The following is a 14,813-nucleotide window of genomic DNA, read 5'->3' on the forward strand; positions in this document are numbered from 1 at the left end:
ACAGGCAATTATCACCGCGAAACGCCCGTGCCTGCTCCGTCCCTTCGATTCCTCACCATATCTCTACCTGCCATGCACCCTTCCGCCTCATTCAGCAGCTCGCGCACGAACGCCGACAGCTCCGACGAGGTCAGCACCGCCCGCGCGCCGACGCCCGAAGCCGCCCACGCCTCGACGTACGCCCTGCGGGTCAGCCGCCACTCCCCCCGCCCCGCCTGCCAGACCGGGATCGTCCTGAGCTGGCAGCGCAGCTCGCCGCCCGGCAGGCCGCGCCTGGTGCGGTAGCGGAAGGAGAACAGCTCGCCGTCGGGCCCGTCGCCCGGGAATCGGTCGTCGGGGTCCGCCCACTTGCGCGCCGCACCCCGGCCCGCGCGGGCCTCCTCGACGCCCCGCGCCAGCCGGGCCAGGAACCAGCCGCAGCGCTCGCCCACGCTGCCGTAGGGCGTGCCGTCGCGGTGCAGCTCAAGGGTGACCTCGTACGGCGTGCCGACGCTGTCGGTGCACGCGACAGGAGTGACGGTCAGGTACGAGCCGTCGACACAACGTAGTCCTCCCATCCCCTCACGATTTCCGGGGGAATGCCTGCTAAACCCGCCCTCACCTGCTCCGATGGACGGCGGGCCGGCGTGTGCGCCGGTTTCCGGCGGAGGCCCGCCGGACCACGTGTGCGCCTGTCAGGACGCGCGGCCGCGCAGGCCGGGCAGGCGGGACCACCACGGCCTGCTCCGCTCGTCCTCGGGGAACGTCCTGCCGCGCGCCCTGAGCCAGGCGGCGAAGTCGCCGGCGTCGGCACGGTAGCCCGGCGGGGGCTCGGCCCTGGCCTGCGCGTACGCGGCGAACTCGGCCGCGAGGTCGGGGCCCGCCGCCTCGGCCGCGTCCGGGCGGAGTTTGGCCACGATGGCGCGCCGCTTGGCCAGCAGGCTGTGCGCCTGGACCCGCATCCGTTCCCGGTCGAACCCGGGCGGCGGCTCGCCCCCGGCCACGAGCGCCGCCACCACGCGCCCCTGCCGCTCCGCCAGCGCCGCCCGCGCCGCGTCCGCCGCCTGCTCGTCCTGCGGGGGCTTCACGGCGGGCCGGCGCGGGGTCATCGGCGGGCTCCTGCCGCGGCCATCGCCGTCCTGATCCTGGCCAGCTCATCGGCCAGCACGGCGTCGCTCGGGTAGTCGTCGTCCCATTCCAGCAGCACCCCGGGCGGGGTGGTGCGCGCGCACAGCTCGGTCAGCAGGTCGAGCACCGCCTGCGGGGCCCGCGTGGTGTGGGTGTCGTGCCAGATCCCGTGGGCCTCGTAGCCGCCGCCGACGTGCACGTACGTGAGGTGGTCCAGCGGCAGGACGTCCAGCGCCGCCACGGCGGGCAGGCCCAGGTTGACCTCGTTGTTGTAGAGGTTGGCCACGTCGATGAGCAGCCCCACGTCCGTGGCCTCCACCAGCTCGGCCAGGAACTGCGCCTCGGTCAGCTCGTCGTCGGGCCAGCCGAAGATGGCGGCGACGTTCTCCAGGGCGAGCGGCACGGGCAGGGCGTCCTGGGCGCGGCGCACGTTCTCGATGACGACCCGCAGCGCGTCGCGGGTGCGCGGCACCGGCAGCAGATGCCCCGCCTCGATGCCGCCGCCGCGTACGAACGCCAGATGCTCACTGACCAGCGGCGACCCCAAGGCCTCCGCGCAGGCGGCCAGGTGGGCGAGCCGGGCGGGGTCGGGCGGCTCGGCGTCGCCGATCCCGAGCGAGACGCCGTGCGGGATCACCGGCAGGCCCCTCTCGCGCAGCCTCACCAAGGACTCCGGCAGGCCGGCCGGCCAGACGTTCTCCGCGACCACTTCGACGAAGCCGACGCCCTCCATGCGCTCGATCGTCAGGTCCAGCTCCGGCCGCCAGCCGATCCCCACGCCCAGCCGATCCATGGCGGCCTCCGCTCCCCCGATCATCACGCCTTCACGCCGAAGTGGCTGCGGGTGTGGGTGTGGCGGTACTCGTAGCCGCCGTAGGTGTAGCCGTTGCCGCCGCTGATGAGGAGCCTGCGGGCGGTACGCCGCCGCCGTCGTTCCTTGCGCCGCGACCGCGGGAGCTCCCGGCTCACGACACTGCCGGGCAGCGCGCCGATGCCCCTGAGCGCGACCGCCGGCAGTTCTCCGCCGGAACCCTGCTCCGCCTCCCGCGCCGCCGCCAGTGCCGCACGGCCCGACGGGGTGAGCGGGGCCCGCATGTAGCGTCCGTGGTTCCACAGCGCGACCCCTGCGGCCACGGCGGTGCCCCCGAAGACGACAAGGGCGATCAGTCCGTACGTGCCGGGCGCGCCGGACAGCCTGAGCAGCGTGACGACGAAGCCCGCGAGCGCCGCCGCCCCCGTCCAGCGCAGCAGGCGGGCCCACCGGCGCAGCCGCGCCCTCGGCTCGTCCGCCAGGAGCAGTCCCTCGTCCGTGAGCTCCCGGCCGAGCGTATGGACGGCCGAGCTGTGGGCCGCCTCCATTTCGAGCGTGCCCACCGTCAGCCCCGACCGTTCTGCGATCAGTCCGGCGACGGCCTCTTCGACGGGCTTACGGCCGATGCCGCCGGCTCTGACCTCCTCGACGTGCCCGCCGTCCGCGAGGCGGACCGCGCCGGTGCTCACCAGGCCGACGATCGCCGTCTCCGCGGTGCGTTCAGGGCCGCCCACCAGGTACGCCAGCTCGTAGACGTCCAGCTTCCGATGGCCGGACCGGGCGGCGGAACCCCCGTGCGCGATCCGCCACCTGGCGGCGGCCGCCGCGGCGGCGACGAGCGCCAGCGCCACTGCGGTCAGGAGTAAGAACAGGTTCATGGACGACCTCCCTCGTGCGGTCGATCAACATCATTCCCAGCGGGCGCCCGCGCCACGCGGCGCAATCGACACTTTCCGCCGCAATCCACCCTCTTGCCGCGACCAGCGCCCTCCGCCGCAATCCGCACCCGTTGCCGTGACCAGCAGCCTCCGCCGCGATCCGCGCCTGTGCCGCGATCAGCCGCCACCACCGCCGCAGCCGCCGCCACCGCAGCCGCCCCCACCGCCGCAGCTCGACGAACCGCCGCCGCAGGCGCCCCTCCCGGGCATGCTCGTGACGCTGTAGGGCACGACGCCGTAGCCGGCGCCCTGGTACCGGCTACGGGCGAACCCGCCGGCCCGCCGGCCCGAACTGACCCTGCGCGGCCGCGGCGGCGTCCGCCTGAGCTCCACGCGCAGCCGGGTGTCGCGCACCGCGTTCACGCCGTTGAGCGCAATGGACACGGGCTCGTCGCGGGCGTCGTCAGCTCGCCGCGCCGCCGCCAGGGCCGCACGGCCCGACGGGGTGAGCGGGGCCCGCATGTACCGCCGGTGGCCGCGGAGCGCGATCCCCGCGGCCACGGCGGTGCCCCCGAAGACGAGCAGGGCGATCAGTCCGTACGTGCCGGGCCCGCCGAACAGGCTCACCAGCGTGACGACGAAGCCCGCGAGCGCCGCCACCCCCGCCCAGAGCAGCAGGCGGGTCCACCCGCGCAACCACGCCCTGGGCCGGTCCGCCAGCAGCAGCCCCTCCTGCGCCAGGTTCTTGCCGAGCTCGCCGACGGCGACGCTGCGCGCCACCTCCGCCTTCAGCGCGGCCACCGTCAGCCCGGACCGGCGTGCGACGACTCCGGCGACGGCCTCCTCCACGGGATCGCCCGCGGTCCGGCTCGCCTTGACCTTGTGCACGCGCCCGCCGCTGGACAGGCGCGCCGCGCCGGTGCTCACCAGGTGCGCGATCACGGTCTCCGCGGCCCGGCCGGGGCCTCCCGCCAGGTACCCCAGCTCGTAGCAGCCCAGGTCCCGATAGGCGGATGCGGCGCGAGCCCCCGTGTGCGCGATCCTCCACCGGGCGGCCGCCGCGGCGGCGGCGACGATTGCGACGGCCACCGCGGCGAGCAGCAGGAACACGTTCATGAACGACCTCCCTCGTGCGGTCGATCGGCGCCATGTCCTGACATGACTCCTGCTTTGCACGGTAAGAGGCTCGTCCGGCCCAACGGGGGTTTTGCTCCTTTAGCTCGCCACCTTCTTGCTTTCGTCCTTGCTTTCGTCCTTGCTTTCGTCGCCACCGTCCGCCCGCTTCTGCGACGAAGAGCAAGCCGTGTGACCGGAGGGAAGGCACGCGGCCCGGCAGCGGGGCGCGCACCGAGTCACGGCACATGACGCGAGCCCGGCCCGCCGCCCAGCACGCACGAAACCGGCCCGCCACCCGGCACACGCGGAGCCGGGCCGCCGTTCCGGGTTCGGCGCGCGCCGCGTCATGGGGCAGGCCCGGCGTCGTCGCCCCGGGCACGCGAACGGCGCCGGCCGTTGCGAGGCGGCCGGCGCCGTTCGTGGTCCCGGCAGGGTGCGCCTCAGCGGCGGGGCCCCTGCCGGGAACCGGAATCAGCCGAGGCGATCGAGCAGGGCGTGGTACTCGTCCCACAGCTCCTTGGGCAGGTGATCGCCGAACTTCTCGAAGTGGGCCGGGATCAGCGCAGCCTCCTCGCGCCAGACGTCCTTGTCGACGGTCAGCAGCGTGCGCAGGTCCTCCTCGGACAGGTCCAGGCCCTCGGTGTCGAGGTCGGCGGGCAGCAGCCCGATCGGCGTGGGCACGGCCTTGGCCTCGCCGTTGAGGCGCTCCACGATCCACTTGAGCACCCGGCTGTTCTCCCCGAAGCCCGGCCATATGAACCGGCCTTCGGCGTTCTTGCGGAACCAGTTGACGTAGTAGATGCGCGGCAGCCTGGCTCCGGGTCGGCGGCCGATCTCCAGCCAGTGGCCGAAGTAGTCGCCCATGTTGTAGCCGCAGAACGGCAGCATCGCGAACGGGTCGTAGCGCAGCTCGCCGACCTTGCCCTCGGCGGCGGCGGTCTTCTCGGAGGCGACGTTGGCTCCGAGGAAGACGCCGTGCTGCCAGCTCAGCGACTCCGTCACCAGCGGCACGGCGGTGGCGCGCCGGCCGCCGAAGAGGATCGCCGAGATGGGCACGCCCTTGGGGTCCTGCCACTCCGGTGCGATGGTGGGGCACTGGGAGGCAGGGGTGGTGAAGCGGGCGTTCGGGTGGGCGGCGGGCTCGTCGCTGTCGGGCGTCCAGTCGCGGCCGCGCCAGTCGATCAGGTGCGCGGGCGGCTTCTCGGTCAGCCCCTCCCACCAGACGTCGCCGTCGTCGGTCAAAGCGACGTTGGTGAAGATGCTGTTGCCCCAGAGCGTCTTGACCGCGTTGGCGTTGGTGGTCTCGCCGGTGCCGGGCGCGACGCCGAAGAAGCCGGCCTCCGGGTTGATCGCGTAGAGGCGGCCGTCCTCGCCGAAGCGCATCCAGGCGATGTCGTCGCCGATCGTCTCGACCTTCCAGCCGGGGATGGTCGGCTGCAGCATGGCGAGGTTGGTCTTGCCGCAGGCGCTCGGGAAGGCGGCGGCGATGTAGCGGACCTCGCCCGACGGCGGGGTGAGCTTCAGGATGAGCATGTGCTCGGCGAGCCAGCCCTCGTCGCGGGCCATGACGCTGGCGATGCGCAAGGCGTAGCACTTCTTGCCGAGCAACGCGTTGCCGCCGTAGCCGGAGCCGTAGGACCAGATCTCGCGGGTCTCGGGGAAGTGGCTGATGTACTTGGTCGAGTTGCACGGCCAGGGCACGTCCTCCTGGCCGGGCTCGAGCGGAGCGCCCACGGAGTGCACGGCCTTGACGAAGTCGCCGCGCTCCTCGATGAGCCGCAGCGCCCTGTCGCCCATGCGGGTCATGATGCGCATGGAGACGGCGACGTACGCGGAGTCGGTGATCTCGACGCCGAGCTGGGAGATCTCGCCGCCGAGCGGGCCCATGCAGAACGGGACGACGTACATGGTCCTGCCGCGCATGCAGCCCTTGAACAGCTCGCCGAACGTGCGGCGCATCTCGTCGGGGGCGATCCAGTTGTTGGTCGGCCCCGCGTCCTCCTCGCGCTCGGAGCAGATGAACGTGCGGTCCTCGACCCTGGCCACGTCGCTGGGGTCGGACTTGGCGTAGAAGCTGTTGGGCCGGGCGGCGAGACGCGTGAACGTCCCCTGCTCGACGAGAAGGTTGGTGAGCCGCGTCCACTCCTCCTCTGACCCGTCGCACCAATGGACGCGATCGGGCCGGGTGAGTGCGGCTATCTCGTTCACCCACGACGCCAATTTCTTATTGGTGGTAGGCGCGGTTACTTCTACGGAAACGGACACGACGCTGACTCCTCCACTCTCCCAGGGCCACGTCATCATTAACGACGAAGCGGCTTTGACGCCAATTGGCATAGACCTGTCGTCCAAGGACGTCGCCGCAGGCAGCGGCCCTGACGATTGGGGGAGCCTACCCAACCGGAGGAGATTTAAAAGAGTGATTTTCCGGGCAGTGGTCCAAACCATTCACCCTGGTCTAAACCAATTTCCGGAGTGGTTTAGTCCATTCGTCGGCCCGTTTCCGCTGGCGGGTCTCAGGAATTGATGTCGGGGCCCGCGGCGCGCACGCGATCGACATGCTGAAGCGCCTCTCGCAGATCTGCGAGCCAGGTGTCGGTGTGTCGCCCGACGAGCCGTACGCACCAGGCGAGCGCGTCGCTGCGGCTTCTCGCCACGCCGGCGGCCACGAGCGTGTCGAGAACCTGGCGCTCGGCCTGGCGCAGGCGGGTCATGACGGGCACGGAGAGTGTGGTGAACATCACAGTCTCGCCGCCGCACACCACGCCCCAGGACACCTTCTGGCGGAACTTGTGCTCCGCCTCCCTGGCGATCTCGATGCGCCGCTCCCTGGTCTCCTCCCTGAAGCGGCGGACGAGGCCGTCGATGAGCGCGGCCCGCTCGGCCTCGGGCACGTCCTGCGGCGGGTCGGGGAGCGTGCCGATGACCGCGATCTCCTCGCGGTCGATGATGATCTCGGGGGCGCCGGTGAACCAGCCGTCGGGCAGCCGCCCGGCGAACCACCCGCGCACCTGCGCCGTCACGTCGTCTGTTGCCATGTAATCAACATTACATGCTTGCGGCTCGCGCGAGCAGGAGGCCGAGCGTCTCTCGTCCGCGGCTCCCCACCGACGGACCGGCCCCCGCCGGTCGGCCGACCCGACGCGACGGGACAGGCTCCCGACCAGCGGGCCTGTCACGGTGGGACAGGCTCCCGACCAGCGGGCCTGTCACCGTGGGACAGGTTCCCGACCAGCGGGCCTGTCACGGTGGGACAGGTTCCCGACCGGCCGGCCCCTCGCGGCGGCGGGGCGGGATTCCGGTCAGCGGATCTCTCGCGGCCGCGCTCAGGCCCGGTTCGGACCGGAAGGCCTGTCACCACCCCGGCAAGGCTCGGTCCCGGCCGGCGGATCCATCATGGCCGCGAAAGGGTCAGCGGACTCGCGCGGCGGTGATGGGGCTGACGCGGACCACGCCGGCCAGGTTCCGGGTGTTCACGGGGGCGATCTTCACGACGTCTCCGGTACGCGGCGCATGCAGCATTTGCCCGTTACCCCAATAAATCGCCACATGGGAAATGTAATCGGGATTTGTCGGATCGTTCCGCCAGAACAGCAGGTCGCCCGGCTGCGCCTGGCTCAGCGGCACCTGCGGCCCCGTCACCCACTGCTGGTGGGTCACCCGGGGCATGCGCACCCCGGCCTGCGCGTAGGCCCACTGCACGAGCCCCGAGCAGTCGAAGGAGTCGGGGCCCTCGGCGCCCCACACGTACGGACGCCCCAGCTTCGACGCGGCCGCCCTGAGCGCCGTCGTGAGCTGCTCGCCCGTCATGAACGACCCCGCGGGCCAGTTCTGGGCCGTGTTCTGCTTCGGCTGCCGCAGCACCGGGTTGACCAGCGCGACCTGGGTGCCCTTGGGCAGCCTGGCGAGGATGCGCTTGCGCAGCACCTCGGAGTCGGCCTTGGGGGCGCTGACGATGAGCGCGTTGTCACGCGGCAGGCCCAGGCGGCGGCCCACGTCCTTGGAGACGACCGCGTCCACGGCGCCGAAGCCGGTGGTGGCGTACGCGCCCACCCGCAGCTGCATCGACGAACCGGCGGTGACACGGCTGTGCAGCGCGAGACCGCCGTCGTTGCCCAGCACGAACGACACGGCCACGTCGCCGGCCGCGATGTTCTGCCACAGCGCGTCGGACGCGGCGGTCACCTTGGGGGTGTACGAGCGGAACGTGGACGGATCGACCGCCAGCGTCTGCACCCGCTTGCCGTCCAGCATGATCGAGGCCGCGTCGGCCAGCTCGAGAGCCCGCACACCGGGCACCTTGGCGACCCGCTCCAGCATCTGCTGCGTGAACGGCTTGCGGGTGAGCACGAATAGGTGGGGTTTGTGCAGCTTGCGCAGTGGCGCGACCGGCTGCACGGCCGCCGCCGTCGGCGTCGCCTGGGCGCGCTGCGGCTGTCTCTGGGGGCGCTTTTGAGCCAGCAGCGACTGCTTCGGCATGGCGCGCGGCGCCTCGGGCTCCATGAGGCCTTCGGGCCGCGCGAGTAACAGCACGTCGGCGGTCAGCACCGCGACCAGCGCCACCACGATGAACGGCACCAGCCTCGTCGTGTCACGCCTCCTGCGGCTCCTCACCAGGTAGCTGAGATCCTGGCGAATTCCCGACCCATGCGAAAATGCCGCCGGGCCAGCGGGGACCCGGCGGTCGTCGTGCGGTGGTGTCAGTTGCCGATGTACGGCACAGCCTCGAGGATCTCGACGGTGTTCTGCCGTCCGTTGGGCAGGGAGTAGGTGGCCTTCTCGCCGACCTTCTTGCCGTTGATCGCCGCCCCGAGCGGGGACTTGGGCGAGTAGACATCGATCGGCGCGCCGCTCTCCTCACGGGAGGCGAGCAGGAAGGTCACCTCTTCGTCGTCGCCGACGAACCGGATGGTCACCGTCATACCGGGGCCGACGACGCCTTCGGCCTTGGGGGCCTCTCCCACCTGAGCGTTGTCGAGGATCTGCCTGAGGTGGAAGATCCGGGCCTCCATCTTGCCCTGCTCGTCCTTGGCGGCGTGGTAACCGCCGTTCTCACGCAGGTCGCCCTCTTCCCGAGCGGCCTCGATCTTCTTGGCGATGTCGACGCGCCCGGGACCAGAGAGATATTCGTACTCCGCCTTCAGGCGGTCGTACGCCTCCTGCGTCAGCCATGTGACGTTCTCATCGCGAGAGTCGGCCACGGGTTCTCCTTGCTTGCCTAGGGGGCCCTGAGATCACTTGAGGTTACGTACGGTTGAATTGCGAAAGGCTAACAAGTCAACCGCCCGAACGCTTCCCCAAATGTCTCACTATACGAGATTGCAGTACTGGATGTGGACGGAAGTCGCCTGACCGCTCGTGTCGAGGCTTTCCTTGAGCTGCTTATTACCCTCACCAGCCGGGATTCTTACTTCCTTGCTGCCCACTTCCGCATGATCGACGTCCAGCGCCCTGATCCGGCAGACCGCCACCCTATCGTCGGGCTTGTAGACCTGGAAGGTGATCTCCGCCCGCGTGGGGCTGACGATCTCGAACGCCACCACCTGCGACGGCGCCTCGGACCCGCCCGACGTCATCGACCACATCACGTAGCCCCATCCGCCCGCGATGATGGCCACCAGCACGCCGATCACCACATGGACGACGAGCCGGCCGCCCTTCCTGGGCCGATCTGGGAAGTCGTCGGGCGTGCCGAGGACTGGCCCGTCCCCGGCATCTCTGGTGACCATGGCGGAATCTCCCTGCACTCCCTCGGCGTTATCCGAGACAATTGTCGCCCGCGGGGGGTGTGCCCTCGCGACCGCCCAGCAGAAACTAACCTGTCTGGGCGGGTGACCGGTCCGTGACTGAGGAGCTTCGAGCCCGTGAGTGCACCGTTGAGGCTGATGGCCGTACACGCCCACCCCGATGACGAGTCGAGCAAGGGCGCCGCCACGATGGCGCGCTACGTGCGTGAGGGTGTGGAAGTTCTGGTCTGTACGTGCACGGGCGGTGAGCGCGGATCCGTGCTCAACAAGAAGATGGACCGGCCCGAGATCGTGGCCAACATCGCCGAGGTGCGCAAGGCCGAGATGGCCAAGGCGCGCGAGATCCTCGGTGTGCAGCAGCGTTTCCTGGGCTTCGTCGACTCCGGGCTGCCGGAGAGCGAGGACGAGCCGCTGCCCGAGGGCTGCTTCGCCGTGCAGAAGCTGGAGGACGCGGCGGCGCCGCTGGTGGCCGCGGTCAGGGAGTTCCGCCCGCACGTGATCATCACGTACGACGACGACGGCGGCTACCCGCACCCCGACCACATCATGACCAACCGGGTCTCGGTGGAGGCGTTCGAGGCGGCCGGCGACCCCGACCGCTACCCGGGCACCGGCGAGCCGTGGCAGCCGCTCAAGCTCTACTACCACATGGGCTTCACCAAGGAGCGCTTCGAGGCGCTGCACGAGGCCATGATGGCGCGCGGCCTCGGCTCCCCGTACGCCGACTGGATCGCCCGCTGGGAGGACCGCCCGGCCAAGTGGCCGGTCACCACCCGCGTGCCGTGCGGCGAGTACTTCGAGATCCGCGACCAGGCCCTGCTGGCGCACGCCACCCAGGTCGACCCCGAGGACGGCTTCTGGTTCGTCTGCCCGCGCGAGCTGCAGGAGGAGATCTGGCCGACCGAGGACTACCACCTCGCGCGCTCGCTGGTCGAGACCTCGCTGCCCGAGGACGACCTGTTCGCCGGCATCCACGCCGACGAGGTCGAACCGGCCTGCCACTGACCCGACCACCGCATCCCGGTGGCAGACTGGAGTCGTGACCGTTCTAGCAGCAGGTGAAGTCAGCCCGGGTCTGCTCGGGTTCGTCGTCGTGGCCCTGCTCGGCTTCGCGCTCTACTGGCTGATCAAGTCGATGAACAAGCAGATGTCGAAGATCGAGGTGCCGCGCGAGGACGAGCAGGCCGCGGGCGAGGCCTCGAAGACCTCGAAGGCTCCGGAGGCCCCGAAGGCGGAGACCGCTGGGGCCAAGGCGGGTGCCGACAAGGCCGACGGCAAGGCCGGCTCGTAGATGACCCACGAGATCGTCGACAACACCGCGGAGAGCCGCTTCGAGATCCACGTGGACGGCGAGGTCGCCGGCTTCGCCGTCTATCGCCTGCTGCCCACCAAGATCATTTTTCTGCACACCGAGATCAAGCCCGCCTACGAGGGCAAGGGGCTGGCCTCCGCGCTCGTCGCCCACGCCCTGCGGGCCAGCGCCGACGCGGGGCTGAAGGTCAAGCCGGAGTGCCCGTACGTCGCCGGCTACATCGAGCGCCACCCCGAGTTCCAGGAGCTCGTCGACGGTTAGACCGGCTCAGCGTTCACCCTCGGCTCGGAGCACTCGCCTTGGAGTGAAGTGCTCACCCTCGGCTCGCAGCACTCGCCCCGGCGTGAAGTGCTCGCCCTCGGCTCAGCGCTCGCCCCAAGCCAGTTTGAGCGCGCCGGGCAGGCCCCACCAGCCCAGCGGGGTCAGCGCGTTGTCGGCGTCCACGATGCCGAGCAGCGCCCACATGCTCACCACCGACGCGAACAGCTCCTCGACCGTGCGCAGCTCGTCCTCGTCCGGCTCGTCGCCCCCGGCCTCCTCCGCCTCGGCGATCAGCTGCGCGATGCGCTCGGGCGAGGCCGACGCGCCCGGCCCCATCCTGACCAGCTCGCCCACCCCGGCCAGCCAGTCACCGTGCTGGAGCGCGCAGATGTTGGCCAGCGCGATGTCCTCCTCGCTCAGCTCGCCGTCGAGATCGATGAACTCCTCCAGCGTGTCCTCGTCCTCCGGCAGGTCGCCGACCGGCCGCACCAGCCCCGCCACGACCTCCAGCCACAGCAGCCGGTCGTCGTCGGGCATCGGCCGGTCGTCCAGCCCTGCGCAGGCACGCAGCACGTTCGCCGGGTAGCCGGGCATGATCAGCAGCGCGCGCAGCCTGGCCGCCGCCTCCGCCAGCTCCGCCGCCGGCGCCTCCGGCTGCGCGGGCAGCTCGGCGAGTATGCCGTCCAGCTCCTGCAGCGCGACCTCGTCCTCGAACCGCCAGTCCTGCAGCACCGCCTGGTCCGTCTCGTCGCTCACCGCGTCCCTCGGCACCCGGCCGTCGGGCAGCGGCGTGCTCAGCCAGCGCTCCTGGATGTCCTCGTACGCCGTGCGGGCCTCGGCGTCGCCCGCCGCCAGCGCGTCGGGGTCGATCTCCCCCTTCGCGACCCTTTCCTCCAGGTAGGCGACCAGCTTCCCGTGCATCTCCGTCGCCACCGGCCCGCGCTCGTCCTCCTCAGGCCAGCTGAAGTACGAGGGCGTCAGGATGATCGGCTCGGTGCCGGTGGACTCCAGCCAGTGCTGCACGTCCCCCACCGTCGCCAGGCCCGCCTCGATGGCGCTGAGCGTCGTTCTGGCGGACTGCCAGAAGCGGGGGGACAACGGGTTGCCCGCAGCCTCCATGGCGCGCCTCAGGTCGGGCAGAGCCACGAGGGCCACGCCGGACGGCACGGCGAGCAGGGCGCGCGCGACGTCCCTGCGGGTGACGGCCGTCGCGGGGCGGGCGGCGTGCGTGCAGACGTACTCGATATCCACCCCTCGTAACCTACGCCGCCCTCAAGCCACCCGTCAGACCGCCACTCGGAGACCGCGCCCCTCGGCACCCGTCTGCGGTGCGCACACCGCACCACCGGCCCGGCAGGGCGACCCGGTTCACGACGGAGACCGCGTCAGGAGCCAAGCGGCCGGCGTCGGGGGGCGCGCCGTCAGCGTCAGGCGGCGGGAAACGACCGGTGGGCGGGGGACGTCCGCGGGGCGGTGGGGTGGGCGAGGGGTCCACGGCGGCGGCAGCGGGGAGGGGTTGCGGGGAAGGGGGAGGGTGATCGGGGCGTTTAGTGTGGGCCGTGGAGGTCATGATGAACCGCTTGAAAGACGCGACGAGCCCCTACCTGCTGCAGCACGCGGGCAACCCCGTCGACTGGTTCCCGTGGGGCGAGGAGGCGTTCGCGGAGGCGCGCCGCCGCGACGTGCCGCTGCTGATCAGCGTCGGCTACTCGGCGTGTCACTGGTGTCACGTCATGGCCCACGAGAGCTTCGAGGACCCCGAGACGGCCGAGTTGATGAACGCGTACTTCGTCAACGTCAAGGTCGACCGCGAGGAGCGTCCCGACGTGGACGCCGTCTACATGAACGCCACCCAGGCCATGACCCAGCAGGGCGGCTGGCCGATGACGGTGTTCGCGACGCCCGATGGGCACCCGTTCTACTGCGGCACCTACTTCCCGCGCCCGCAGTTCCGCCGCCTGCTGCAGGAGGTGCACCGCGTCTGGACGGGCGACCGCGAGACGGTGCTCACGCAGGGCGCCAAGGTGGTCGAGGCGCTGAACGCGCACGCCTCGCTGCCCAGCGGGCCGCTGCCGTCGGAGGAGACGCTGCGGCAGGCCGTGGCCAACCTGCGGGAGTCGTTCGACGCGGCCCGTGGCGGGTTCGGCGGGGCGCCCAAGTTCCCACCGTCGATGGTGCTGGAGTTCCTGCTGCGCTCGGGCGAGCGCGAGATGAGCGGCGCGACGCTGGAGGCGATGGCCCGCGGCGGCATCTACGACCAGCTCGGCGGCGGCTTCGCCCGCTACAGCGTGGACGACATGTGGGTGGTGCCGCACTTCGAGAAGATGCTCTACGACAACGCCCTGCTGCTGCGCGTCTACACGCACTGGTGGCGCGACGGCGGCGGCGACCTGGCCGGGCGGGTGGCGCTGGAGACCGCCGGCTGGATGCTGCGCGAGCTGCGCACGCCGGAGGGCGGCTTCGCCTCCGCGCTCGACGCCGACAGCGAGGGCGAGGAGGGCAAGTTCTACGTCTGGACGCCGGACGAGCTGCGCGAGGTGCTCGGCGAGGACGACGGCCGGTGGGCGGCCGGGCTGTTCGAGGTGACGCCGCAGGGCACGTTCGAGCACGGCACGTCGGTGCTGCAGCTCCTGCGCGACCCCGAGGACCCGGCCCGCTACGCCGATGTCCGCGCGAGGCTGCTGGCCGCCCGGGAGCGGCGGGTACGGCCGGGCCGCGACGACAAGGTGGTGGCCGCGTGGAACGGCCTGGCCATCGCGGCGCTGGCCGAGACCGGCGTCGCCTTCGACCGGCCCGACCTGGTCGAGGCGGCCACGACGGCGGCCGAGCTGCTCGAACGCGTCCACATCGACGGCGGGCGGCTGCTGCGCACGTCGAAGGACGGCCGTCCCGGCGGCAACGCGGGCGTGCTCGAGGACTACGGCGACGTCGCCGAGGGCCTGATCACCCTGTACGGCGTCACGGGAGAGGCCAGGTGGCTGCGGCTGGCGGGCGCGCTGCTGGACACCGTGCTCGACAGGTTCGCCGACGGCACCGGCGGCTTCTACGACACCGCCGACGACGCCGAACGCCTCTTCCAGCGGCCGCAGGACCCGACCGACAACGCCACCCCCTCAGGCCAGTACGCGGCCGCGGGGGCGCTGCTGTCGTACGCCGCGCTGACCGGCTCGGCCCGGCACCGCGTGGCCGCGCAGGCGGCTCTGGGCACGGTGTCGGTGCTCGCTCCCCGGCATGCCAGGTTCGCCGGGTGGGGGCTGGCCGTGGCGCGTGCGGCGCTGTCGGGGCCGGTGGAGGTCGCGGTGGTGGGTCCCGATGACGATCCGCGCACGCGTGAGCTGCACCGGGCGGCGCTGCTGTCCGGCGCGCCCGGCCTGGTGGTGGCGCTCGGCCGGCCGGGCGGTGACGGCTATCCCGCGCTGCTGGAGGGCCGCGATCTGGTGGGCGGCGCGCCCGCGGCGTACGTGTGCAGGGACTTCACGTGCCGGATGCCGGTGACGACCGTCGAGGACCTCAAGGCGGAGCTGGCGGGCTGACCCCGGCCTCCGGAAGGGCGCCGTTCACCGGGCCGTCACGGCCGCCGC

15 protein-coding genes are annotated in these 14,813 nt (G+C 71.6%); 4 read left to right on the forward strand and 11 right to left on the reverse strand.

The window, feature by feature from the left end; all coding sequences use genetic code 11:
- Window positions 1-11 precede the first annotated feature (11 nt).
- From ACGFIM_RS35225 to ACGFIM_RS35270, 10 genes are all read right to left on the reverse strand, one after another.
- Window positions 12-557 carry a hypothetical protein gene (locus ACGFIM_RS35225; protein WP_393209747.1) on the reverse strand — a complete coding sequence of 182 codons (546 nt, stop codon included), beginning with the start codon at window positions 555-557 and terminating at the stop codon, window positions 12-14.
- Between the two features lie 117 nt (window positions 558-674).
- The gene (locus ACGFIM_RS35230; RefSeq protein ID WP_393209750.1) at window positions 675-1,088 is read right to left on the reverse strand and encodes a hypothetical protein; all 414 of its coding nucleotides are present in this window, start codon (window positions 1,086-1,088) and stop codon (window positions 675-677) included.
- Window positions 1,085-1,924 carry a DUF692 family multinuclear iron-containing protein gene (locus tag ACGFIM_RS35235; protein WP_393209753.1) on the reverse strand — a complete coding sequence of 280 codons (840 nt, stop codon included), beginning with the start codon at window positions 1,922-1,924 and terminating at the stop codon, window positions 1,085-1,087. The genes ACGFIM_RS35230 and ACGFIM_RS35235 overlap by 4 nt, the downstream gene beginning before the upstream one ends.
- The gene (locus ACGFIM_RS35240) at window positions 1,924-2,796 is read right to left on the reverse strand and encodes a TIGR04222 domain-containing membrane protein (protein ID WP_393209756.1); all 873 of its coding nucleotides are present in this window, start codon (window positions 2,794-2,796) and stop codon (window positions 1,924-1,926) included. Before ACGFIM_RS35240 ends, ACGFIM_RS35235 begins: the two co-directional genes overlap by 1 nt.
- 177 nt (window positions 2,797-2,973) lie before the next feature.
- Entirely contained in the window at window positions 2,974-3,912 is a 939-nt protein-coding gene (locus ACGFIM_RS35245; protein WP_393209758.1) for a TIGR04222 domain-containing membrane protein, read from the reverse strand.
- A 471-nt stretch (window positions 3,913-4,383) separates the two neighbouring features.
- Window positions 4,384-6,213 (reverse strand): phosphoenolpyruvate carboxykinase (GTP), encoded by a 1,830-nt coding sequence (locus ACGFIM_RS35250; protein ID WP_393209760.1) that lies wholly within the window; start codon window positions 6,211-6,213, stop codon window positions 4,384-4,386.
- A gap of 215 nt (window positions 6,214-6,428) precedes the next feature.
- The gene (locus tag ACGFIM_RS35255) at window positions 6,429-6,950 is read right to left on the reverse strand and encodes a hypothetical protein (protein WP_393209762.1); all 522 of its coding nucleotides are present in this window, start codon (window positions 6,948-6,950) and stop codon (window positions 6,429-6,431) included.
- Window positions 6,951-7,323: 373 nt separating this feature from the next.
- Window positions 7,324-8,490, reverse strand: coding sequence for a C40 family peptidase (locus ACGFIM_RS35260; protein ID WP_393209765.1), 1,167 nt, complete (start codon window positions 8,488-8,490; stop codon window positions 7,324-7,326).
- Between the two features lie 122 nt (window positions 8,491-8,612).
- On the reverse strand, window positions 8,613-9,113 hold the full coding sequence (gene greA, locus ACGFIM_RS35265) for a transcription elongation factor GreA (protein ID WP_393209767.1): 501 nt from the start codon (window positions 9,111-9,113) through the stop codon (window positions 8,613-8,615).
- 108 nt (window positions 9,114-9,221) lie between these two features.
- Window positions 9,222-9,641 carry a DUF4307 domain-containing protein gene (locus tag ACGFIM_RS35270; protein ID WP_393209770.1) on the reverse strand — a complete coding sequence of 140 codons (420 nt, stop codon included), beginning with the start codon at window positions 9,639-9,641 and terminating at the stop codon, window positions 9,222-9,224.
- Between the two features lie 135 nt (window positions 9,642-9,776).
- On the opposite strand from ACGFIM_RS35270, the gene mca reads away from it, so the two are divergent.
- From mca to ACGFIM_RS35285, 3 genes are read left to right on the forward strand one after another with little or no spacing between them, the layout of a single operon-like run.
- Window positions 9,777-10,664: a mycothiol conjugate amidase Mca gene (gene mca, locus ACGFIM_RS35275; RefSeq protein WP_393209773.1), complete on the forward strand. Its 888-nt coding sequence runs from the start codon at window positions 9,777-9,779 to the stop codon at window positions 10,662-10,664.
- A 34-nt stretch (window positions 10,665-10,698) separates the two neighbouring features.
- Complete coding sequence (locus tag ACGFIM_RS35280; RefSeq protein WP_393209776.1) at window positions 10,699-10,950, forward strand: hypothetical protein; 252 nt, start codon at window positions 10,699-10,701, stop codon at window positions 10,948-10,950.
- The gene (locus ACGFIM_RS35285) at window positions 10,951-11,232 is read left to right on the forward strand and encodes a GNAT family N-acetyltransferase (protein ID WP_393209779.1); all 282 of its coding nucleotides are present in this window, start codon (window positions 10,951-10,953) and stop codon (window positions 11,230-11,232) included.
- A gap of 102 nt (window positions 11,233-11,334) precedes the next feature.
- On the opposite strand, the gene ACGFIM_RS35290 is transcribed toward ACGFIM_RS35285, so the two are convergent.
- Window positions 11,335-12,483 (reverse strand): hypothetical protein, encoded by a 1,149-nt coding sequence (locus ACGFIM_RS35290; protein WP_393209783.1) that lies wholly within the window; start codon window positions 12,481-12,483, stop codon window positions 11,335-11,337.
- Window positions 12,484-12,803: 320 nt separating this feature from the next.
- On the opposite strand from ACGFIM_RS35290, the gene ACGFIM_RS35295 reads away from it, so the two are divergent.
- Window positions 12,804-14,765 carry a thioredoxin domain-containing protein gene (locus tag ACGFIM_RS35295; RefSeq protein ID WP_393209787.1) on the forward strand — a complete coding sequence of 654 codons (1,962 nt, stop codon included), beginning with the start codon at window positions 12,804-12,806 and terminating at the stop codon, window positions 14,763-14,765.
- Window positions 14,766-14,813 lie beyond the last annotated feature (48 nt).

Origin of the sequence: Nonomuraea sp. NPDC049309 (assembly GCF_043196965.1) — a bacterium.
GTDB classification, from domain to species: Bacteria; Actinomycetota; Actinomycetes; order Streptosporangiales; family Streptosporangiaceae; genus Nonomuraea; species Nonomuraea fastidiosa.

Bases quoted from the DNA above. Each gene is read 5' to 3' on its own strand.
- ACGFIM_RS35225 (WP_393209747.1), bottom strand. From the start codon at position 557: ATGGGAGGACTACGTTGTGTCGACGGCTCGTACCTGACCGTCACTCCT.
- ACGFIM_RS35230 (WP_393209750.1), bottom strand. From the start codon at position 1,088: ATGACCCCGCGCCGGCCCGCCGTGAAGCCCCCGCAGGACGAGCAGGCG.
- ACGFIM_RS35235 (WP_393209753.1), bottom strand. From the start codon at position 1,924: ATGATCGGGGGAGCGGAGGCCGCCATGGATCGGCTGGGCGTGGGGATC.
- ACGFIM_RS35240 (WP_393209756.1), bottom strand. From the start codon at position 2,796: ATGAACCTGTTCTTACTCCTGACCGCAGTGGCGCTGGCGCTCGTCGCC.
- ACGFIM_RS35245 (WP_393209758.1), bottom strand. From the start codon at position 3,912: ATGAACGTGTTCCTGCTGCTCGCCGCGGTGGCCGTCGCAATCGTCGCC.
- ACGFIM_RS35250 (WP_393209760.1), bottom strand. From the start codon at position 6,213: ATGACGTGGCCCTGGGAGAGTGGAGGAGTCAGCGTCGTGTCCGTTTCC.
- ACGFIM_RS35255 (WP_393209762.1), bottom strand. From the start codon at position 6,950: ATGGCAACAGACGACGTGACGGCGCAGGTGCGCGGGTGGTTCGCCGGG.
- ACGFIM_RS35270 (WP_393209770.1), bottom strand. From the start codon at position 9,641: ATGGTCACCAGAGATGCCGGGGACGGGCCAGTCCTCGGCACGCCCGAC.
- ACGFIM_RS35285 (WP_393209779.1), top strand. From the start codon at position 10,951: ATGACCCACGAGATCGTCGACAACACCGCGGAGAGCCGCTTCGAGATC.
- ACGFIM_RS35295 (WP_393209787.1), top strand. From the start codon at position 12,804: ATGAACCGCTTGAAAGACGCGACGAGCCCCTACCTGCTGCAGCACGCG.